This window comes from Paenilisteria rustica (assembly GCF_013820765.1).
Lineage (GTDB): Bacteria > Bacillota > Bacilli > Lactobacillales > Listeriaceae > Listeria_A > Listeria_A rustica.
In genome coordinates, this window is record NZ_JABJVM010000004.1 from 56,487 (window position 1) to 77,344 (window position 20,858).

The window sequence follows — 20,858 nt, forward strand, 5'->3', positions numbered from 1 at the left end:
ATGTTTTGCGCGCTCCTTTTCCACACCCTAATTTTTATTCTTGGTAAAGCATTGTGAAACAGGTTAACCTCTGACGCTATTATAGGCTGATAACGAAAACGTTTTCAAGGTATATTTTCGTGTTACCGATAACAAGATTATTGTTACGCTTAAAACAGGGGCTATGTGTATGGAATTCCCCTACATCCCGCACATATAGCCAAATTTCATTGTTACTTTCTTACCCTTCTAAAATAGTAAATGATTTTGCCGCAACTTCTATGTTTTTGGCATCCCCATTCACCCAAACATTCCGAGCTTCATTCTTGATTCCTAGATCTGCTTTTTGAATCGTTTTCGCTTCACTACCTTGGTTAAAAACAAACGTCAATCGCTTGTCGCCTAACGTTCGTGAAAAAGCAACCAATCGATTTTCATCATCAACGATATGCCAAACTAAATCGCCGTACGTCAACGTTTTCTGGTTCGCTTTGCGGAACGCTATTAATTTTTTCATGAAAGCTAACATCTCTTTATCTTGCTTCGTTTCATCCCATTCCATACATTTACGGCATAGCGGATCGTCCGCACCGTCCATACCAATCTCCGTACCATAATAGATACACGGAGAACCTGTGTGGGCAAACATGAAAGCAAGCGCTAACTTAGCCTTCTCTTTATCGCCTTCACAACGAGTCAATAAGCGCGCTGTATCATGAGAATCAAGCATATTAAACATGACATGATTCACTTGCTCTTGATAGCGCATCAACTGCTCGCTTATCCCCGAAACCATTTTAGTCGGCTTAATCCGCTCCTCCACAAAATTCTCAATAATCGTTTGCGTGAATGGATAGTTCATCACAGAATCGAATTCGTCGCCAAGTAACCATAACCACGAGTCATGCCAGATTTCACCGAGAATGTAAATATCCTCCTTCTCTGCACGTACCGCTTGATTGAACTGCTTCCAAAACGCATGGTCCACTTCATTCGCCACATCCAAACGCCAACCATCAATATCAAATTCTCGAACCCAGTAAGTCGCGATATCCAATAAATATTTTTGAACCTCAGGATTTGCTGTATTCAATTTTGGCATATGCATCGTATAAGCAAACGTATCAAACGAAAGCGTATTCATCCCTTCGATATTCCCATTCTCACCTGGTGTCACAGGGAACGAATGAATGTGGAACCAATCAACAAATTTCGATTTTTCACCGTTTTGCAACACGTCTTGCCACTCCGGAGACTTGTCCCCAATATGATTGAAAACCGCATCCAACATGATTTTAATGCCACGTTTATGCGCTTCTTGCACCAATTTACGGAATGTCTCTTTATCTCCAAAATGCGGATCGATTTCAAAATAATTAAGCGTATCATACTTATGATTCGTCGATGCCTCAAACACTGGTGTTAAGTAGATTCCGTTGATTCCAAGCTCTTCCAAATAATCCAAGTGCCCAATAATTCCAACAATATCTCCACCAAAAAAATCATCACGCCCAGGATCTTTGCTTCCCCAAGGTAACGCATTCGCTGGTGAAATTTCTGGATTCCCATTATCAAATCGCTCTGGGAAAATCTGATACCAAATCGTTTCTTTCACCCATTCAGGTGCCTGAAAAACCTCTGTCTCATGTAAAAACGGGAATTTGAAATAATAATCCATAATAGAACGGTTATCAGGTGTATTGTCGTAGAAACCACGCCCACCATAAAAAACGTCCTCTCCAACCGTATCTGTTAGAACAAAGCCATATTGCAGTCTACGTTGCTCTGGTTTTATAGCAACCAGCCAATAATCATGCTCTTTTGTCGTCGCAACTTTCCGAAGCGATGTTTCCTCAGATGCCCAGCCAGTCGTTGTTTGCAAATAAGGATCCGCGGCGATTAATACCACCTCTTTGATATCATCTCGCTTACTTCTAATCTTGATATGTAACGTTTGCGAATCATAGCCATATGCATAAGAACTGAAAGGCTGATGATAAATTGCTGCTTTTTCCATAACAAAAAAACCTCCTTTAATATCTACATCCAAGTTAGCATGCTTTGAAAACACTTACAATCAATTTTCGCTTGTTATCGGTAACAGAATGAAAACTTAGCATGAAAAACATGAAGGCTCACACTCCTCTTGATACTCTAATAAAGCAACTTGATATCAACTATTTCCAAGATCTTAAGCTAAACGGAAGCCAGTTTCGTTACAATCAAGTGCCTCGCTAGGATCTGGATTCCGAATATTTCTCAATCTATTTTGTTCTACTCCCTTCCAATCACCGTTGACCCTCTAATAATCAACTCTGGTGGAAACAAGATTGACCCCTGTTTCGCGCCGCCCTCATTAATTTTCTTCAATAATAATTGGGCACACGTTTCCCCCATCTCAATCACTGGCGAGCGAACGGTCGTTATTTTTGGCGAGGAAATTCTATCTAAGAAAACGCCATCGAATCCTGTCACTGCAACGTCTTCTCCAAATCGCTTGTTCAGCGACATCGCAGCTCGAACGACACCCACAGCCATACGATCTGACGCACAAATGACAGCTATTGGTTCCTTCACCTTACTCAAAATATCTAGCGCTTTCCTCTCTGCTATCCGTGAACTATTTTTCATGAAATAACTCTCTTCTGTCAAATCATGCTCCTTCATCACTTCCGAATATCCTGTGAGTCTAGAACGCATGAACTCTTCCTCTAACAAATTGATGCCAAAAAAAATAATATGACGAAAACCAATCTCATACACATGTTTCGTCGCAAGCTCTGCACCTAGCCGATTATCCACATCAATCGCGTCTAAATCACGCCTATTCTCCCCATAAGCAATCACTGGTTTTTCCAACCCAGACATCACTTTCTCAATTTCACGATCACGCATTCCTGTAACAATTAGCCCATCATAAGCACCAATATTTTTAGACTTCTGCGTCACTAATTGTAGTGAATATGAATGCTTATCCAACTCACGACTTATTCCCGTTAGTAAATTCATATAGTAAGGCTCCACCGTATCAATTTCCTCTAAAATGAGGAATTTAACAACTTGTGTTCGATTTTGCACGAGTGCTCTAGCTGCATAATTTGGAACATATTCCAGTTCTTCCATCGACGTGTATACTAATTGTTTCAGTTCATCAGAAACCTGATCCGGATGATTAATAACACGCGATACAGTCATCTTAGAAACATTTGCTTTTTTCGCAACATCAGCTAATGTAGCCATCCATATCCTCCCTTACTACTTCTTCTCCACTCAATTGTAGCAGGTTTTTTATAAAAAGGTAGTGTTTTAATTTTCAATAATTCCGCCTAAAAAGCAATTCTAGCCACAAAAAAAGCATCTCCCTATAGGAAAAATGCTTAGAATGTATGTAATCTATCTTTTTGGTACCGTTATAACTTTTTTTACAGTGCGATGTTCCTTCCAATTGTGAAAGAAGCGTACACACCATTTAATTCCAATCACAAGCCAGCCACATACAGTACCAGTCAGAATCGCAATTAGCCCCACAATGAGAAAGCCAGCGACAGGAGAAACAAGACCACTAATAGCAGCAATACCAAGAATAAATACAACAATCATCGGAATAACAAAATACCGTATCTCATGATCCCCCACATCAAGCGCTCCTTTGCAAACATAATACTGTAACTAGACTTTTGTACCTAAATCTTAGTTCCAGTATACTCCCAAAAATCACTTTTTTCAACACGTACAACGCTTACATTTACGGTGTTCTTAAAAATTTAATTCCTCGCCCACTCATTGGTATCACTCATTTCCATTGAAATCTGCTTATTTTTTTACATAAAAGAAATATTTGTCTACAAATTGTAATACTTATTTCAGCTTCAAAAATGGTCTATTTGCATATTTTTTACTTGGAAATACTCTTCTAAAAGAGATACGACGAACTGTGATGTTTTATTTTTATCATCATTTAGTGGGTTTATTCCAACAAAAGTCATGGCATCAATTTTATCACTTAACGCCAAATTTTTCATAAAGTAACGAATTTCTCGCCAATAAATTCCGCCTTGAGAGATGAAGTCCGTTCCCGGCGTAAATTCGGGATCAATGGCGTCTACGTCTAAAACTAGATGAACATTTCCATCCTGCTTAGCCAACCACTGAATAATTTCATCTGTTACCATCGCAAATCCCATTCTATCTATCGTTGTCATCTCGTAATGAAGAATTCCTTCTTCCTCAATCACCCTTAATTCATCGTAATCAATCCGCCTTGTGCCAACAATACAAACGTTATCCCCAGATACAAAACGATGATTCATAATAGCTCCAAGTTCTGCAGGGCCTCTCCCAATAACAGTCGCCATCACATTATGACATAAATTATCTTGCTTTAACTCCCGCCCCATATCTGCATGTGCATTCACCCAGATAACCGTCCGCTCTATCTCCTCGTCTTCCATACCAGCGATGGAACTAAGCGATATCAGTTGATCGCCGCCAAACACAATCGGTATGCCTCCCTCTACTTTCATATCCACGACAATCTCTCTCAGCTCTTTCAATTTATATGTAATCGCTTTCAAATCCTTCGATTTCAAAATGGCTTCTTGTTCCATATCCGTGAAGAAAGCCATATTGTGATAATCTTTAACCACATCCACCAGCTTTTCTAACATGCCCATAACACCCGTATATCTCATTGCATATGGCGCTAATGCCACTCCTTGCCGCTCCTCATGAAACATCCAAGGTACACCGAGGATCCCGATTTTCTTCATCCCATCCACCTACTCTACCTATTATTACCTTACATTCTATCATAAGTACTGCCTTTTCAAAAATATAAAACTTTTTATTTCTAGTTAAATTTGTATTTTAGTAACCATTTATGCCCTGAAAAGACGTTTTTCTTCTTAGACTAAAATGCAATTTCACTCTAAAAAATGGCTTCAAATTGCTTTTTTACTGCTTTTACACTTACCAACTTATTTGTTAGGATGATGTTAGTCCTCCTGTACAAGCTTTCTGTATGGTAGCGAATTGTTAAGAACAGGCGAAGAGATGACACGCTCCCCCCTTTTATTCCTAGGAGTTCCCCCAGAATTTTATAGGTTTAATCGTGGCATCTCTTTGCCATTTCTATTCTTTCAAATGATATGGATACGTCGCTACGACAACATCCTTCTTAAATAGTAATTTCGTTCGAATCAATAAACTTGTCTGATTGTGCAATATATTTTGCCATCCTTTTTTAGGAATGAACTGTGGTATTAGCACCGTTAATGAGTAATTATCTTGATTTGCTTTTTGCTGAGCCGTATCAATGAACTTCATCAAAGGCTCTGTAATCGAACGATACGTTGAATACAAATCCGCAATCCGAACTTCTGGATGTATCCTATTCCATCGTTCCACGAATTCTTTTCCTTCTTGTTTATCCAAAGAAACGTGAACCGCAATAACTGTATCCCCAATTGACTTAGCATAGCGAAGCGCTCCTTCAACTACTTTTGTTGTATCAGATACACAAATAATAACGGCATTTCCTTCAAACGCAGGCAGATTCATTTGCTCGTCAATCCTTAGTTGTGGCGCTAATTTTGCGTAATGACTTCGCGTTCTATGGAAAACATAGATCATAGCTGGCATAAAGATAAACACAGGCCACACCTCACTTATTCTCGTGATGAAAAGAACCATGAGTACAGTAAACGAAATAAGTGCGCCTAAAAGGTTGGCAGATAGCTTTTTCATATAACCTTCTGGCTTTTCTTTCACCCATTTGATAATCATACCAGTTTGAGACAAAGTGAAAGGAATAAAAACACCCACAGAATATAGCGGTATGAGCGATTCTGTTTTTCCTTGGAATAAGATGATAAGTAATATGGAGCCTAATGCCAATGTAATGATACCATTGGAGTAACCCAATCTGTCCCCTTTATCTAGATACATTCGTGGCATATATTTATCCTTGGAAAGGTTAAAAGCAAGCATTGGAAACGCTGAAAATCCTGTGTTCGCAGCTAATACTAATATAAGTGCAGTTGTCGCTTGAATAAAATAATAAAAGAAATTTCGACCAAATATATTTTCAGCAATTTGAGATAGTACCGTCGATTTTAATTCAGGTACTACACCATAGAAATATGCCAACAATGTCACGCCAACAAAGAAGAAACCAAGAATAGATGCCATCATAATTAACGTTCTAGAAGCGTTCTTCGCCTTCGGATCCTTAAATAGAGGAACAGCATTCGAAATTGCCTCAATCCCCGTAAGTGATGCTGACCCCGATGCAAAGGCTCTAAGTAACAAAATAAGTGTCACACCTGAAACATGTGTCCCTACAGAAGCTGTCTCATGCGAAACATCCTGTCCCAGCGCTAGCTTAACCAGACCTGTGATTATCATAACAACCATAGAAAATACAAAAAGATAGACTGGCACCGCTAAAATAGTAGCAGATTCTGTTACCCCGCGTAAATTAATGATGGTAACGATGATAACCAGTATAATCGCTAATGGAACAGTGAACTGATACAAAGATGGGATTGCTGCAATGATGGCATCCGTTCCAGACGATACACTTACTGCAACAGTCAACATATAATCGACCAGCAAAGATCCACCTGCAATTAGCCCAGCATTCTTTCCAATATTTTCTCTGGAGACAACGTACGCTCCGCCACCTTGTGGATAGGCATAGATAATTTGACGATAAGATAAGCTTAGTGCGAATAAGAGCACCAACACGCATAGTGCAATGGGTAGCGAATACCACATCGCCGTGGCTCCAACAGTTATCAAAACTAGCAATATCTGCTCTGTCCCATACGCAACCGAAGATAAAGCATCCGATGATAATACAGCTAAAGCCTTTAGTTTCCCTAATTTTTGATCTCCAGCCTCTGACGACTTAAGTGGCCTTCCAATCAGCATTCTTTTTAATGGAGATGCCATTTTACTCCCTGCCTTTTTTAACTAAATTTTTCTTCTGAAAATTCCATACGTCACATTATAACATAGCTATTTTAAAATGAAATAGCTTTTTATTTTAAACAGTATAAGCATGTTCATCTGTTTAAAATCAGCTCATTGCCCCTGTAAAAATCACGAATTCAAATAAATTTTTCAAAGTAATGTATCCTCCTATTCCCTTCTTGTTCTAAGCTTGAAACCTATTTTTTATTTTTCAGAATAAAAAGACTTTAATTTAAGTATTTACAAAACACCCATTCTCTTTATATAATAGTTTTCGGCTGGTAAATTTGCTAGCCACATGGCCCGTTGGTCAAGCGGTTAAGACACCGCCCTTTCACGGCGGTATCACGGGTTCGATTCCCGTACGGGTCATTTTTTAAAATTTATATAGCAAAACACTGGTCAAAACAGAAAATATGTTATATTATGAAGTAGTATCATTTATGGGGGCTTAGCTCAGCTGGGAGAGCATCTGCCTTACAAGCAGAGGGTCAGCGGTTCGATCCCGTTAGCCCCCACCATTCATCTGTAATTGTTACTAGGAAACAGTTCTCTTGGGCGGTTAAACAGTTTTTCTGTTTTGCCAACTTAGCTCAATCTGGTAGAGCAACTGAATCGTAATCAGTAGGTTGCGGGTTCAATTCCTGCAGTTGGCATTGATGATTTTGAAATTTTATATGGAGGGGTAGCGAAGTGGCTAAACGCGGCGGACTGTAAATCCGCTCCTTCGGGTTCGGCAGTTCGAATCTGCCCCCCTCCACCATTTTTATTGGGCTATAGCCAAGCGGTAAGGCAACGGATTTTGATTCCGTCACGCGTTGGTTCGAATCCAGCTAGCCCAGCCATTTTTAGAGCCGTTAGCTCAGTTGGTAGAGCATCTGACTTTTAATCAGAGGGTCGATGGTTCGAGCCCATCACGGCTCATCAAGTAAAAAAGGTAGCAGAATAAATTCTGCTACCTTTTTTGTGTTCATCTAAATAGAATACTGATTATGATAATAATACCTATAATAGCAACGATGGATAGCCATGCTATTGGTTTCGCCATGTTAATTGTCCAGCCAACACCAAAACGCTTTTCAACAAAGAGTGCAGGATCTTTATGATTGAAATAAAACACACCCATTTTCCAATTAGCGTCATCATCTCGAATTGGTCTTGGTTCATCTTTTTGTTCAGTTTCCTCTAATTTCAATCTGCTACCGCCTTGTCCCACCCGTACCATCAAGAATATTAGACCACCGAAAATAATAACAAGCATTGCGATTACCATGGTCATGATAACGGTTTGTGAGATGGCAAAGATAAAGGATAGTTGAATGACCATAAATAAGAGAATGAGTAGCAGGCACATAACAAAATTGAATTTACTATAGATAAGCCTGAATAATACGCTTCTTCGCATAGAATCTGTTGGGTTATCATTATCAATGACTTGTTTGCTACGTGACATCATATAGTTAATAAATAGGAATAGTCCTAGCATGAGCAACTGCATCACCGGCATCATCATAACTGTGCGATAGCTTTTAGTAGCCATTCTTGTTACTTCATTATCAAAATTATATTGCATCGGAATCTGGCTAGCAATTTGATTATAGTAAATAGCGGTTAACCCCACTGTGATAAAAATAAGAACAAGCGGAATCAGATACCAAGCGTAAGAAATTGTTAGCTTTTGACGGTGGAATGTTGTGTCTACCATTACTATGTCCACCTTATTTTCACCCCTCTGCAAATTCTCGTGTTTCCAAGCTAAAGATGCTTTGTAAAATCGGATGTATATGAGAAATGAAATAATGAGAATCGTAAAAATCGCGATAATGAAAATTGTTGCCTGCCCATTTTCATTGGATATCATGACTAATAATACTGTAGCAATAGTCGTTACTAAAATACCAATCACGATATTCCACTGTAAGAACTGTCGCTTCATTTTGCGCAGCACCGAGTCATTTGCTGCTTTTTCCCCCACCATTACACCAAAACTCTCGCCGCGACGTATGACATATGGTGTTACGGCTTGCAATACGATAATCACCAGCATCATCGCGATAAAAAATAAAATCTCCATTACTGCTCCTCCTCGGGTTCAATTTCTTCATAGATAGTCGCGCAGATTGTGTCCCACTCCGTTTTGGAAACAGATCGGGAAATTGATTCTGCAATGAGTGGTCTTACTTTTCTTCTTAGTTTTTCGTAAAAGACTTCCGTCGCTTTTTCTACACCATCAGGATGAATCACGACTCCCTTTTGGCGATGGATTAAAATAAAGCCTTCTTGTTTCAATAACTGGTAGGCTTTATTTACTGTGTGAAAATTTATCCCGATATCGCTTGCCAGACTTCGCACAGACGGCAAATCATCGCCTGGTTTTAGCTCTTTCTTTGCAATGCCCTCAATAATTTGATGCATAATCTGTGTATAAATGGGCTCCTCGGCCTGTAAGTCTATTTGGAGTAGCATCTACGCACCTTCTTTCTATAACTGTTATATATATAGTATAACAACTATACAGGTTAAGTCAAGTTATAGATTAGAGTGGTTTTTTCAGTGCGATAATGGTACTATTAATGGTAGTCTACATATGGAAAACGCTAGGCTCAGTAAGGTACTTACAAATACAATATAGAAAGGGGACCTATCATGAAAATGTCGCGCTTCAAAGAGTCCAAATTATTTTTTTGGACGTTAGAAATCTTAGCGTTAGTGGCAATCTTATTTGTACTTAATAAGATGAGCTTTATCTTCGCACCTGTTGGGACTGTTGTTTCTACGCTATTCCTTCCGATTATGATTGCTGGTTTTTTATTCTACTTGTTCAATCCAATCGTTTTATTTTTAGAAAAAAGGAAGGTGCCGCGATTAGTTAGTGTCTTAAGTATTTTTGTCGCTTTTATTGTTCTCTTAGTATTAGCCGTCGTACAACTTGGACCAATTTTAGCGGATCAAGTGGCTTCTCTCGTAAAAGCCGCACCTCAGTATTGGGAACAATTCCAACATTGGTGGGACAATTTAGTTAAGGATAGCAATATTAAAAATATCGATATTAAAGCGGAAATGGAGAAACTAAACATCTCGATTCCGAAAATTTTAAATACGGTTGTTAACAGTTTGACTGGTAGTTTGGGCTTAATTTTTGGTTTTATCTCCAGTTTTGTCATGATTCTCGTGACTGTGCCATTTATCTTGTTTTATATGTTTAAAGATGGTCATAAGTTCATTGATTCCACCGAGAAATTTTTCCCACAAGGTATTCGTACGGAGGCTCGTGAAATTATCAAGGCGATGAATAAAACCATCTCCACATATATTTCAAGCCAAGCGATTGATTGTATGTTTGTTGGTATTTTTACGATGATTGGGTATTTCATTATCGGTGAACCGTATGCTTTATTGTTCGGATTAATCGCTGGTGTGACGAATATTATTCCTTATTTGGGACCGTTTATCGGGGCGGCTCCGGCTGTTGTTGTGGCCCTATTTGATTCACCGCTCCAAGCAGTTCTCGTTATTGTTGTCGTAACGATCGTGCAACAAATCGACTCGAACTTGCTGTCACCTTACATCATGGGTAAATCGCTTGCCATCCACCCGTTAACAATCATTATTATCTTGATCGTGGCTGGTAACTTAGCAGGAATTCTAGGTATGATTTTAGGTGTACCAACATACGCTCTTGCAAAAACACTAATTGTAAACTTAACACGACTGATAAAATTACGACGCGAAGGAATCGAAGCTGAAAATAGCGAGAAACCTGTTGTTTAAATGAAATCTAAAAAAGCGCTGAAATCTTGAGTTATAAAAATTCAAGATTTCAGCGCTTTAGACTGTAGAAAAACTATATTTCACGCAAAACTTAGCTATTTCTCCAAACCTCAGCGTGTCGACAAATGCCTAGTTTCTAGGCAAAAGTGAGTACCGAAGCAGAGCCTACTAGAGTACGTGAGCATCGGAACGGAGCTTTTAACATAAAGGATTACAAGCTCACTCTGTTCTCCTGCATATTGGAGTCGTAACTCGTTTTACTTCGAACGATTCCAACAATAGGCGTTTGTCGACACGCTGTAGCACTTTTCTTATTTGAAAATAACGATAAACGTTAATACTTCCTCTTTCCATTCCACTTTGAAACTCGCTCCTAGCTTTTTCGCAAGTAAATCGATAATTGCTAGGCCCAGACCCGTGTTATTACCGCTACGGACGCGGTCAGCTGTGTAGAACCGCTCAATTAAGCGTGGAACATCCGCCTCGGTTAATTGGCTCGCTTTATTAGCGAACAGCAAAGTAGCCTTCCCACTTCGCTTCGTCAGCGTTATTTGCATTGGACCTTCGCCGTGTTTTAGCATATTCGAGATGAAATTATCCACCATTCGTTGTAATGCTTTACGGTCTGCGTTTACACTTATTTCAGAGGCAATCGATAGTTCTGGCGTCATTCCTTTTTTCGAAAAATCTTCATAATAGGATGCTACTGCCTCTGTCATGAAATCAGATAGGTTCACCGATTCTAATTGTAACTTTCCTTCATCACTGGATAGCTTCGACAGCACAAAGAAGTTTTCGACGAGTTCGGTTAAGGTCTGAATTTTACTTTTGATGATGAGGTTGTATTTATCGCGTTCTTCTGGTGTGAGCGTGTCGCGATCCATGAGTTGTAAATAGCCAGATAGAGAGGTTAGCGGTGTTCTTAAATCATGGGAGACGTTTTCGATTGTCTCGCGTAATTCTTTGTTTAGCGTCTGGAATTGTCGCTCTGTTTTTGACTTGGCTTCTAGTAATTCGTTGACATGAAGGAGCAGTTGCCTGATTTCTGGTGAAGCGATATCCATCGTTAGTCGCTCGTTGGATCCTCGTCTTGTCGCGATATCTTTTATTTTTGCTGATGTGGCACGTAGCTGTTTTTTGATTAGAAATATCCAGCCAAGTAAGACTACGATTACAGCGCCTAAGAGGTATACCATGCTATCCGCTCCTTCCTTCGTCTCTATTTTATCATACTACTTAATTTCTTTAAATCGGAATAACATCCAGCCGAGTATTGTGAAGACGGCCATGTATGCTACGCCTGTTAAAATGTTCGTCGTGATTACATGCTGGCTGAGGGCTGATAAATCCGACATTGTGCTGATTTTGCTGAACAAGAACATGTCTTTGATGATTGTCCATTTTGGTAGGAAAACATTGACTAGGTTCTTAATAATAGGTTCGATGAATAAAAATGCTAAGATATACGTCACAATGGCGATGCTTTCTTTTGGGATGATGATAAAGATGAAGAAACCAATCGTGATCAATGCTAGGTATAATGGGAGTTGTGCTAACATTCCGAGCAATATTGTCACAAAATCAACATGCCCTACAAAAAGTTGGGATGAGATCGCGATGGATGCTGTATACACGATTAGCATCAAGGCGCCAACTGCCCATCCTGTTATAAGTTTTGAAAAATAAAACGTCGTTCGTGAAACGCCTGATACGAGCACATTTTTCGCAACTCCAGCTGAGAATTCGATGCTCCATAGGTTGGAAAAAATCGAGATGAAGGCCATGGCTAGGACGATACTAAAGGAAAGCATCAACTGCGTCATTTGTGTGTCTGTTAATGTCGCGCTAAGTAATGCTTTATCTTGTGCCGTGAGTGCTTCCCCGTCTTGTGTTAAGGATATCCAATCTACGTTTAAAGCTAGATAAATCAAACCCGCGACTGCTACTGCAATCACCATCAACGTGACAAAAGGCATCCACATTTTTCCCTTTGTTAAACGATAACTATCCGCTCGAATCAATCCTATCATTTGTCTTCCCCTCCAATTAAATCAATAAAGTATTCTTCCAAATTTGCCTCAACAACACGAAGCTCGGTAATGATAATTCCTGCATCAAACATGACCTGACTGACTTTTTCCGGTTGATCAATGTAGTCAAAAATTCGGATACTGCCGTCGCTGTGAACCTCGTATTGGTTTACCCCCAGGAAACTTTCTAAATGTGGCACCGCAGCCTCTTTGTTTACTGTTTTCAGCACGAGATAGCGTCTACTTTCCGACTCTAAATCTTCTTTTGACAGCTCCTTCACAAGGCGACCATTATTAATGATGCCGTAGCGATTTGCGACCAGCGACAGCTCCGTCAAAATATGACTTGAAATAAAGACCGTCGTGCCGTATGTTTCATTCAGTTTTAAGATAATGTTCCGAATTTCGATAATTCCCATCGGATCCAAGCCGTTAATCGGTTCATCTAAAATCAGGAAATCCGGATGATGTAAAACGGCAAGCGCGATACCGAGCCGCTGCTTCATCCCCATCGAGAAATTACGATACTTTTTGCGTCCTGTATTTTCCAAACCGACAAATTCTAATACTTCATCAATACGTTTTTTATCTGGAATGCCTTTTTGTAAGATGTAATAGTTCAGATTCTGATACGCCGTTAAATTGGGATATAAAGACGGCCCTTCAATAACCGCGCCAATCCGCGTCCGAGCCTGACGAATATCCTTCGGGTGACTCGAGCCAAACAACGCAACATCCCCGCCGTTCGTATGCATTAAGTCCGTTACCAGACGAATAAAAGTTGTCTTCCCAGCACCATTTTTACCAATAAAGCCATAAATATCCCCCTTTTGAACCGTCATATTCACATGATCCACCGCATAATTATTCCCAAATTTTTTCGAAAGCGCTGCGGTCTCCAAAATCGTTTCTCTCATATCGCCCAATCCCTTCTTTCTTTTCGATAGGTTAACTATAACAAGGATGTCTCAAGGATGTGTGAAGGGGGGCTTAAGAAAGTATTAAGAATGAAAAGCTGAGGAAGCCCGTTATGCAAGGAACGAATGTTCACTATGTTCGCACTCGTATTGAGGCTCTAAATCGGCAAGCAATGCCTCATAAGAGCCACAAAAGTCAAAATACGCACACCTTTGTCGGACTTCTTGATGGATCAATAGGCTAGGGAATGCACAAAATAGCGCTAACAAGGCTGTTGTGGACAGCTTTGTTAGCGCTTTGGCATGTGAAACTTGAAGATTACACTGTCAATTATCAACAGCTACAAGTCATGCTTCTTACTCCACGTTCGTTTCCGCAAAAGAACCGTGATAAATCTGTTCCCCGCTATCCACCGTGATCGTATCCCCCGTCTGTAAGCGAGCTAATTGCCCTTTACTATTCAGGTTGAAGCGGCTATAAATTTTAAAATGGCCATCCTGTTCAATTTGTCCGGCACCTGAGCTTTGTGGCGTAATCACGCGTTGCGGGACCCCGTTGACTATCAGACGCAAGGTTTGCGAGCCCGGCAATGTTTGTCCCGTGATGTAGTCCGTACGCGCTTGTACCGGATCGAGTGTGGTTGGTCGGCGGGCGTCTTGTACGATTTGTCTGGTGATCAGATGTTCCGCGGTATTTGGGCCAAAATCGACTTGGATTTTATCGCCGCCACGAATGGGACGATTCGATAACCCATAGGACGTCACCAGCTTCCGCGCAGGTACCGTGTAATAGCCTTGGGCATCGGTATCGACTTCGCGTTGCACAATGCCATTCACGAGCACACGTACACGAGTTCGACCATCGATAACACGCCCGCTAATGGCTTGAAGTCCAGTTGTCACTGGGTTTAATTGCGGTGGAATACCGTCGACGATCGCCGCATGAACAGGAACGCCTTCTGTGCCCGTTGGATCACTAATGGTGACCACATATGGCGTCCCAACAGGATACATGCCGATTGTTACATCAAAAGCCCCCGTGTCATCCGCCACGACTTGGTAGGTTTTCCCGTCGATAGCCACTTGGACATGGTAATGTGGACTCGTTTTCCCGTGCAGCGTATCTTGTAGCTCCGATACGGGCGTTAACGTTGGTGGTTTAGGAATATCCAACACGTGAACCTTGGTCTGCACTTGATAACCAGGAATCACTTCACTTGTCAACGTGGTCATCCCGCCTTTCGTCGCTTCAATCGGAATACTCGTCTGCGTGGGTTTCGTACTTGTTAGAATCGCAGGGCTACTTGTCACCGTATTCCTTTGTTTCGCGAAGGGTACGTTGACATATTTGTCTATTAACAAATCTCCGTAGCTATCTGTTTCCAAGGGCACGCCATTGTAAGTCCACGTCATCGGCAATATGGTGCGCTCACCAATGGCTAATTCCGTTGTCTCGGTCGGCAATTGGGCGGCATACTGATTCGGTTGTCCTGGAATAAAATTGCCATCCCAGATGACATTTTGTAATGCAGGTAAGGCGTTAATCGAATCGGTTGACGTAAACCAATTATTCGTGAGATCCAAGTGTGTCAAATGAGCTAACGGCGCTAAGAAGCTTGCATCTTGTAATCCTTGATTCTGGATGCGGAGGGACTCTAAGTTGGACAATGTCAAGATAGGACTGAAATCTAATGGTTGGTTCGTATGGTACAGCGAGAGTGATTTTAATCGAGTTAAATGACGTAACGCCGAGATATCGGTTAGCGAATCATTTTCCTTAAATCTGCCCCCTAAATCTAGTGTTTCTAGTGCTGTATTCCCAGCTAAGAAATTCAAGTCAGCCATGTTATAGGGGTCCTTTACAGTGAGTTCCCGTAATTCGGTTAAGGAAGCAAAGGAAGGATACAGCTGGCGAGTTCCAGGGATAGGACCTAATTCCAAGGTCTCCAAGTGATGTAACTGGAGGATACGTGTCAAATTATCTCCTTTATAACCTTTATCCGTTGATATGAATTGACGCAAATTGACTGCATATTCTAAGCCGGTGGTATCATCAATCCCTCTGTATAGATTCAACGAAGTAAGTGAGGCCATCATTGATTGCGTCACTGGAGTCCCTTCTTTCAGATGTAGGGCATACGTGATGTAATCGTGCAGGTCACTATCAGGTATTGTCACCACCGGATCTTCCGCGGTTTTTGTAGGAGGTGCTTCCACCTGCTTCTCTGTTTTTGGTTCTGGTGGGGATGATTTCTCTGCTTGGCGTGGTACTTCTGTGTTTGTTTCTGCCGCTACGACAGGAGAGGTCGGTGCTACGATGCTGTTTTTTTCTTCTGTGGCACTTTCATCCTTGGCTGTTGAGATTTCTGCGGTTGCAGGTGCTGTTGTTTCTTCTGAATCTGGTGTTTCAGTTGACTCCGTTGTCACCGAGTCGTTTGGTGTTGAAGTTTCAGGATTCTCTTGTTCCTCCGTTGTTGGCACATCTGTCGGTGCCGCTGTTTCTTCGGATGCCCAGGTCATACTGGGGATAATCAAGGCGGTGATTAATACGGTGATACCTAGTTTCTTCTTCATCTGTTTCTCTCCTCATCTTCTCTATTTTTCGTTCGTCAGTAGGGGTTTCCCGCTCTCCATTTCATAATAGGAGCGTTCGTCTGGTAACAGGTTAGGTTCCTTTTCTAAATAATCCCAAGCTGGCATGCTCTCCAATGGCTGCGTTAGGATGGTAGGTAGTGTATCGGTTTGGAGCGCATTGGACGCGCTCTCGGCTTCTTGCAAAATCGCTTGGAAAGAAGCACCAACTCCTAGTATATTGTCTCGCACATTCGTACCTGCATCCGTGGGTTTATCTGGGATGGCGTAAACATTCGAGTCTTCCCCATTATTATGCGAGCCTCGAATACCAATATCTGCAGTTTTACCTGTTCCTGTATTATCTATCATGCCTGAGATCTTATTCCCCGACATATTGGTTTTTTTATTGGAACTCATGAAAACAAGGCCATTCATCTCGGAATTGGTCAAAATATTATTGACAATGTTCGCTGCTTTCGTCACATGAATACTAATCCCGCCGCGAGAAGGGATGGTGGTTTTAATGGCATTGACATGATTATTATCAATGGTAAGCCCTTCTAAAAAGCCAAGAGTATTTGGATTCTGTAACAAATCCTGATACTTGGTTCCTGTTGCCACAATCCCGCGTTCCGATGTTAGCTTGTTCGTCTGGTAGATTGTGCCATCTGAGTCTTGGTTAATAAAATTGTCCTTAATAAGAATTTTTTTTGGTGGATAGGCGGCAATTAGATTTTCCGTTCCCTCCTCTGGATAATCCATTCCACCGACGACAATCGGGAATCGCACCCCTAACAGCCGGTTATTTTTGAAATTAATATCATAGCCTGAATGGGTGTCGAGTCCTTCCCACGTCGGGATGTTCATAATAGTACTATTCGTTACGGTGTCATGTTGACTGCGATAATAGCCTTGCGTATACGTTGCATTACTCTGTGCGGCCTTTCCTTCTGTCGTCGTTGGGAATCGACTCGGGTCATCCTCCGCCAATTGATCCGCATCGGTGGTTCCTTTCTTCCAGCTAAACGCCATGCCATAAGCTTGTTGTCCAGAAACCCCGACACCATCCACGAATGTCCAATTGACATCTACGTTATTTGCAGAATACCCTGCAATCCCTGCGTAGCCGAGGTTTTCCAGTCGGTTCGTTTCTTTTCCTGCTACTGTAGGGCTTCCTTTGATTTTGATATTATCCACAAACTCCATATAAATCCCTGCCCCACCCATATTCCGAATCGTCATATCTTGAATGGTCACATCATGCTTGCGTCCCCAACCGACATAATATTTGGGAGAAGTAGGACTGGTTGGATCAGGTAGCTTGGTTAAGGGATGCAACACAATCCCACGTTGATAGATATCCAATTGTTTACTAGCGGGATCCCACTGGCCGTCCAAGGTCAGTTTCTGAATCGTCGTTGGTGCCTCTTTTGTTCCACTAGCCGCGGTGAGCATCGCCTTTTCTTCCGGTTTTGTTTGTGGCGCCAACTGGATGGTAGTGAGATTGTTCCCGTCGTCGGTCGTTCCCTCTAGGATAAGCGATTTGTTGACGTTTAATCGATGGGCTAGCGTATAAGTGCCTGGAGACAAATGGACGCGTGTATAGCCGTTTTCCGTTGCAATGTCCATGCTCCCATCTACCGCTATCGATAGGGCCTCTGGACTCAAATCTTCTGGACTAGCATGGTTTATTTTATCAATAATGTAGGTCCTTTCAAGTGTATCTCCGGTGTAGTAGGTAATTGTTGCGGGTTCTGCTGCATAAACTGGTGTGCTAGAGAGCATGACGCCAAGAGAAATGGCGCAACCTCCCATTATGTAGATTCTCCATTTAAGTATGTGTGGCATATGACTGCTCCCTTTCATCTGTTATTCTCTTGTAGTGAACACCATTATACTCCTTTCTATAAAGTAGACGAAACAGCCAGTATAGCAGATTCGAGGAGGACTTTTTTTGACCGGTACGCCTTTTTCCCCTTATTTTATGATGATTTTGTGACAATTAATGAATCTATATTTTTAAGGAACTTTACATATCGTTTTTTGCGCCATGCATGCATAATTGTGTAAATTATATCAAATGTAGAAAAGTACGCTAAGGTTCTTCAAGATAAATGAAAATACTATAGCAGATTGAAAGATAAGTGAACTAATTTCATAATTCAAAAGTGTTGCGGCACAGTGCCTTTCAGAACGTCAAAAAGGGCTACCTCCCCATGTCACTTATATAAATACCATAAAATAATTAATGTAAGGTTTTCAAATCTCATTGCCTGAGCTATTTCGAAATAAAATGGGGTATTATTCCTCCGAAAACAAAAGCGGAGTTATGAAATTGGTTCAATAATTATCGCTATCAATGGAATCTCAAAAAGACGGCTCCTGTACAATACAGAAACCATCTTCTAGCAAGTGCTTAATTCTTTTTTACAAATGTCCTTTACATAGGTACCACTTTACTTTTCATAATTGACTATTCTATCCTTTTAAAATTTGTCTCCCTACGAACTTGCTTTCTACATAGAAACAAGCCTCATCGTCTTATTTGGCTTGTTTCCACTTCTTATTCTTTGCAACTCATAACGGAGTCAATTACTACTTTGATGGATGACATTTTCAAAACAAAGTTCTTTCTATCTTTTCTTTTCCTCGCAAGGCCTCTATCCATTCCCTAGGTATCCCTTCCCATCCATATATAATACCAGCAAGACCACCTGTGACAGCTGCAACAGTGTCAGTATCTTTACCAAGATTCACTGCTTTTAAGACGGCGTCACGGTAATTATTCGTATGCAGCAGAGACCAAATTGCCGCTTCTAATGTGTGTACTACGTAACCGGTTGATTGTATTTCAGTTTCATCTAATGTCTGAATGTATGCCAATCTCTCGTAAGGAGTTTCAAATCTTATCGCACTTATTATTTCCTGTAAAGCATCACCTTTTATAAGCTTTCTTGCTATATCCACATATAAGACACAGCCATACGTCGAAGTATCATGCGCATGTGTTATGGCAGAAATCTTCTCAATATCCGCTCTACTGGCATCAACAAATGCTACTGGTAAGATTCTCATAAGCGATCCATTACCATTGGACCTTTCAGCATTCTCACCATATCCTTGTTTAATTGCAGCATACGTTGTTATTCCGTAGTCAAATACTATGCCGTCGACCGTATATTGACCATCAAAGATCCAGTTCTGAAACCTAGTATACATATCATGCACATCAATACTACCGCATCTCTTAATAGAATCACAAGTTGCAATAGTCAAACTTGTATCGTCCGACCACGTTCCCCGAGGCTGACTGTGCACTCCAAAACCTAGCATTTCAGTAACTCTAAACGTACCTCTATTTTTAAATTCTACTGGTACACCCAGAGCATCACCAATAGCAAGGCCAAATATAGCAGCTCTTAATTTATCCTTCATTCAGATTCTCCTCGATTCTATAAAGAATACTTCTTTCAATGGCACTAGCTCAGACTTATCTCTGGTGGGCTCTCATACACTGAGAGAAGGTAAGTAGAACAAGCCAAATCTTCTGAGCTGGCTTGTTCCGATTTCTTGCTATAGTTCATTTCAAATTAATGGGTGAAAGCAATTTTACTTGCTAAATCACCAGAGTAGGGCTCATGCGAAACGTAGACAGTAATATCTTTTCCTGCTGCATCTTTCCCAGTCCTTTTATAAGTAAATTTCTTGTTGTTAAGCTCTGTTAACTCCAATGGTGCTGCATAGTTTTTCCCCAGAGAGACGTGAAAACGCATTTTATTGTTATTCACCACATCGAAATAGCCGTAGTCTCCCGAAGTTGCTCCGGTTTCAGTATTAAAGAATTCGTATTTATTCGTTTTATTATCATATTTTGCAATACTAATGAAATTCTTATTGAATGCTGTCACGTCATTTCCTTGTTCATCCATCACAACCGTACCATGCCATAATGTATTAGCAAGGATATCTCTTCCTGGTTTGCTAGTATCGATATCGCCAGTAGATTTTGTTAAAGTCGGTGCAGGATTGGTAAACTTGAGGTCACCACTATACGGAACATGTTCCACTGAAACCTGAATATCTTTTCCATCTGCATCTTTACCAGTGCGTTCGTAAACAAATTTATCATTTTGCAAAGTTACTAAATCAACCACCACATTATAATTTTTCGTTGTTGATGATAAAACTCGTTTTGCGCCATCTTGTGTAACGAAATAATAACCTTCGTCACCACGCGCTTTTCCTTCTTTATCAAAAAATTCATATCTAGCCGTTACATTATCATACTTAGCGAGCCCAATGAAGTCTTGGTTGTATTGTGTTACGTCATTCCCTTTGTCATCGGTTACTTTTGTACCTTGCCAGTTGGTGCTGCTTAAAACGTCTTGTGTATCTTTGTTTTTAGCTGCTGTATCTTTTTTATTGCTCGTTTCTGTTGTTTTAGCTTTGTCGTTATCTTTTGCAGTATCATTATTATCACCGCAAGCCGCTAATACAGTTGTTGATAATGCTGTTACTGCCAAAATTGTAGCTAATTTCTTATTAAATTTCATTTTATTATCCTCCTCTTTTATCTCATGCTTGATATTAATTCGAACACTTCTGCACTAAG

15 protein-coding genes and 6 tRNA genes are annotated in these 20,858 nt (G+C 40.7%); 7 read left to right on the forward strand and 14 right to left on the reverse strand.

What is annotated here, in order from left to right; translation table 11 throughout:
• Window positions 1-220 precede the first annotated feature (220 nt).
• From HPK16_RS05295 to HPK16_RS05315, 5 genes are all read right to left on the reverse strand, one after another.
• Entirely contained in the window at window positions 221-1,996 is a 1,776-nt protein-coding gene (locus HPK16_RS05295) for a glycoside hydrolase family 13 protein (protein WP_181675972.1), read from the reverse strand.
• 257 nt (window positions 1,997-2,253) lie between these two features.
• A complete protein-coding gene (locus tag HPK16_RS05300) occupies window positions 2,254-3,219 on the reverse strand; it encodes a LacI family DNA-binding transcriptional regulator (RefSeq protein ID WP_181675973.1) in 966 nt (321 codons plus the stop codon).
• Window positions 3,220-3,372: 153 nt separating this feature from the next.
• Window positions 3,373-3,615, reverse strand: coding sequence for a hypothetical protein (locus HPK16_RS05305; RefSeq protein ID WP_181675974.1), 243 nt, complete (start codon window positions 3,613-3,615; stop codon window positions 3,373-3,375).
• Between the two features lie 233 nt (window positions 3,616-3,848).
• On the reverse strand, window positions 3,849-4,748 hold the full coding sequence (locus HPK16_RS05310) for an arginase family protein (protein WP_181675975.1): 900 nt from the start codon (window positions 4,746-4,748) through the stop codon (window positions 3,849-3,851).
• Window positions 4,749-5,109: 361 nt separating this feature from the next.
• On the reverse strand, window positions 5,110-6,933 hold the full coding sequence (locus tag HPK16_RS05315; RefSeq protein WP_181675976.1) for an APC family permease: 1,824 nt from the start codon (window positions 6,931-6,933) through the stop codon (window positions 5,110-5,112).
• A 321-nt stretch (window positions 6,934-7,254) separates the two neighbouring features.
• Between HPK16_RS05315 and HPK16_RS05320 the strand changes: the two genes are divergently transcribed.
• The 6 genes from HPK16_RS05320 to HPK16_RS05345 all read left to right on the forward strand — a co-directional run bounded on the left by HPK16_RS05320 (window position 7,255) and on the right by HPK16_RS05345 (window position 7,878).
• Window positions 7,255-7,326: transfer RNA gene (locus HPK16_RS05320), tRNA-Glu, on the forward strand.
• Window positions 7,327-7,399: 73 nt separating this feature from the next.
• Window positions 7,400-7,475, forward strand: a tRNA-Val gene (locus HPK16_RS05325).
• A gap of 61 nt (window positions 7,476-7,536) precedes the next feature.
• Window positions 7,537-7,610, forward strand: a tRNA-Thr gene (locus HPK16_RS05330).
• Window positions 7,611-7,633: 23 nt separating this feature from the next.
• Window positions 7,634-7,717, forward strand: a tRNA-Tyr gene (locus tag HPK16_RS05335).
• Between the two features lie 7 nt (window positions 7,718-7,724).
• Window positions 7,725-7,799 (forward strand) — tRNA-Gln (locus HPK16_RS05340).
• 6 nt (window positions 7,800-7,805) lie between these two features.
• Window positions 7,806-7,878: transfer RNA gene (locus HPK16_RS05345), tRNA-Lys, on the forward strand.
• A 46-nt stretch (window positions 7,879-7,924) separates the two neighbouring features.
• Here HPK16_RS05345 and HPK16_RS05350 read toward each other — a convergent pair.
• The gene (locus HPK16_RS05350; protein ID WP_181675977.1) at window positions 7,925-9,028 is read right to left on the reverse strand and encodes a DUF1648 domain-containing protein; all 1,104 of its coding nucleotides are present in this window, start codon (window positions 9,026-9,028) and stop codon (window positions 7,925-7,927) included.
• Window positions 9,028-9,420: a GntR family transcriptional regulator gene (locus HPK16_RS05355; RefSeq protein ID WP_181675978.1), complete on the reverse strand. Its 393-nt coding sequence runs from the start codon at window positions 9,418-9,420 to the stop codon at window positions 9,028-9,030. The genes HPK16_RS05350 and HPK16_RS05355 overlap by 1 nt, the downstream gene beginning before the upstream one ends.
• Before the next feature lie 180 nt (window positions 9,421-9,600).
• Between HPK16_RS05355 and HPK16_RS05360 the strand changes: the two genes are divergently transcribed.
• A complete protein-coding gene (locus HPK16_RS05360; RefSeq protein ID WP_181675979.1) occupies window positions 9,601-10,725 on the forward strand; it encodes an AI-2E family transporter in 1,125 nt (374 codons plus the stop codon).
• Window positions 10,726-11,036: 311 nt separating this feature from the next.
• On the opposite strand, the gene HPK16_RS05365 is transcribed toward HPK16_RS05360, so the two are convergent.
• The 7 genes from HPK16_RS05365 to HPK16_RS05400 form a co-directional block, all read right to left on the reverse strand.
• A complete protein-coding gene (locus HPK16_RS05365) occupies window positions 11,037-11,921 on the reverse strand; it encodes a sensor histidine kinase (protein ID WP_181675980.1) in 885 nt (294 codons plus the stop codon).
• Window positions 11,922-11,957: 36 nt separating this feature from the next.
• Window positions 11,958-12,755, reverse strand: a complete 798-nt coding sequence (locus HPK16_RS05370; RefSeq protein WP_181675981.1) for an ABC-2 family transporter permease — start codon at window positions 12,753-12,755, stop codon at window positions 11,958-11,960.
• Window positions 12,752-13,672 (reverse strand): ATP-binding cassette domain-containing protein, encoded by a 921-nt coding sequence (locus tag HPK16_RS05375; protein WP_181675982.1) that lies wholly within the window; start codon window positions 13,670-13,672, stop codon window positions 12,752-12,754. Before HPK16_RS05375 ends, HPK16_RS05370 begins: the two co-directional genes overlap by 4 nt.
• Before the next feature lie 357 nt (window positions 13,673-14,029).
• Window positions 14,030-16,246 carry a leucine-rich repeat domain-containing protein gene (locus tag HPK16_RS05380; protein WP_181675983.1) on the reverse strand — a complete coding sequence of 739 codons (2,217 nt, stop codon included), beginning with the start codon at window positions 16,244-16,246 and terminating at the stop codon, window positions 14,030-14,032.
• 21 nt (window positions 16,247-16,267) lie between these two features.
• Window positions 16,268-18,061, reverse strand: a complete 1,794-nt coding sequence (locus HPK16_RS05385) for a hypothetical protein (RefSeq protein ID WP_181675984.1) — start codon at window positions 18,059-18,061, stop codon at window positions 16,268-16,270.
• Between the two features lie 801 nt (window positions 18,062-18,862).
• The gene (locus tag HPK16_RS05395) at window positions 18,863-19,681 is read right to left on the reverse strand and encodes an ADP-ribosylglycohydrolase family protein (RefSeq protein WP_181675985.1); all 819 of its coding nucleotides are present in this window, start codon (window positions 19,679-19,681) and stop codon (window positions 18,863-18,865) included.
• A gap of 155 nt (window positions 19,682-19,836) precedes the next feature.
• Complete coding sequence (locus HPK16_RS05400; RefSeq protein ID WP_181675986.1) at window positions 19,837-20,799, reverse strand: DUF4822 domain-containing protein; 963 nt, start codon at window positions 20,797-20,799, stop codon at window positions 19,837-19,839.
• Between the last annotated feature and the right edge of the window lie 59 nt (window positions 20,800-20,858).

Excerpts from the sequence above, each read along its gene's own strand:
- HPK16_RS05355 (WP_181675978.1), bottom strand. The coding sequence starts at position 9,420 with ATGCTACTCCAAATAGACTTACAGGCCGAGGAGCCCATTTATACACAG.
- HPK16_RS05300 (WP_181675973.1), bottom strand. The coding sequence starts at position 3,219 with ATGGCTACATTAGCTGATGTTGCGAAAAAAGCAAATGTTTCTAAGATG.
- HPK16_RS05295 (WP_181675972.1), bottom strand. The coding sequence starts at position 1,996 with ATGGAAAAAGCAGCAATTTATCATCAGCCTTTCAGTTCTTATGCATAT.
- HPK16_RS05395 (WP_181675985.1), bottom strand. The coding sequence starts at position 19,681 with ATGAAGGATAAATTAAGAGCTGCTATATTTGGCCTTGCTATTGGTGAT.
- HPK16_RS05370 (WP_181675981.1), bottom strand. The coding sequence starts at position 12,755 with ATGATAGGATTGATTCGAGCGGATAGTTATCGTTTAACAAAGGGAAAA.
- HPK16_RS05350 (WP_181675977.1), bottom strand. The coding sequence starts at position 9,028 with ATGGAGATTTTATTTTTTATCGCGATGATGCTGGTGATTATCGTATTG.
- HPK16_RS05385 (WP_181675984.1), bottom strand. The coding sequence starts at position 18,061 with ATGGGAGGTTGCGCCATTTCTCTTGGCGTCATGCTCTCTAGCACACCA.
- HPK16_RS05360 (WP_181675979.1), top strand. The coding sequence starts at position 9,601 with ATGAAAATGTCGCGCTTCAAAGAGTCCAAATTATTTTTTTGGACGTTA.
- HPK16_RS05315 (WP_181675976.1), bottom strand. The coding sequence starts at position 6,933 with ATGGCATCTCCATTAAAAAGAATGCTGATTGGAAGGCCACTTAAGTCG.
- HPK16_RS05400 (WP_181675986.1), bottom strand. The coding sequence starts at position 20,799 with ATGAAATTTAATAAGAAATTAGCTACAATTTTGGCAGTAACAGCATTA.
- HPK16_RS05365 (WP_181675980.1), bottom strand. The coding sequence starts at position 11,921 with ATGGTATACCTCTTAGGCGCTGTAATCGTAGTCTTACTTGGCTGGATA.
- HPK16_RS05380 (WP_181675983.1), bottom strand. The coding sequence starts at position 16,246 with ATGAAGAAGAAACTAGGTATCACCGTATTAATCACCGCCTTGATTATC.
- HPK16_RS05310 (WP_181675975.1), bottom strand. The coding sequence starts at position 4,748 with ATGAAGAAAATCGGGATCCTCGGTGTACCTTGGATGTTTCATGAGGAG.
- HPK16_RS05375 (WP_181675982.1), bottom strand. The coding sequence starts at position 13,672 with ATGAGAGAAACGATTTTGGAGACCGCAGCGCTTTCGAAAAAATTTGGG.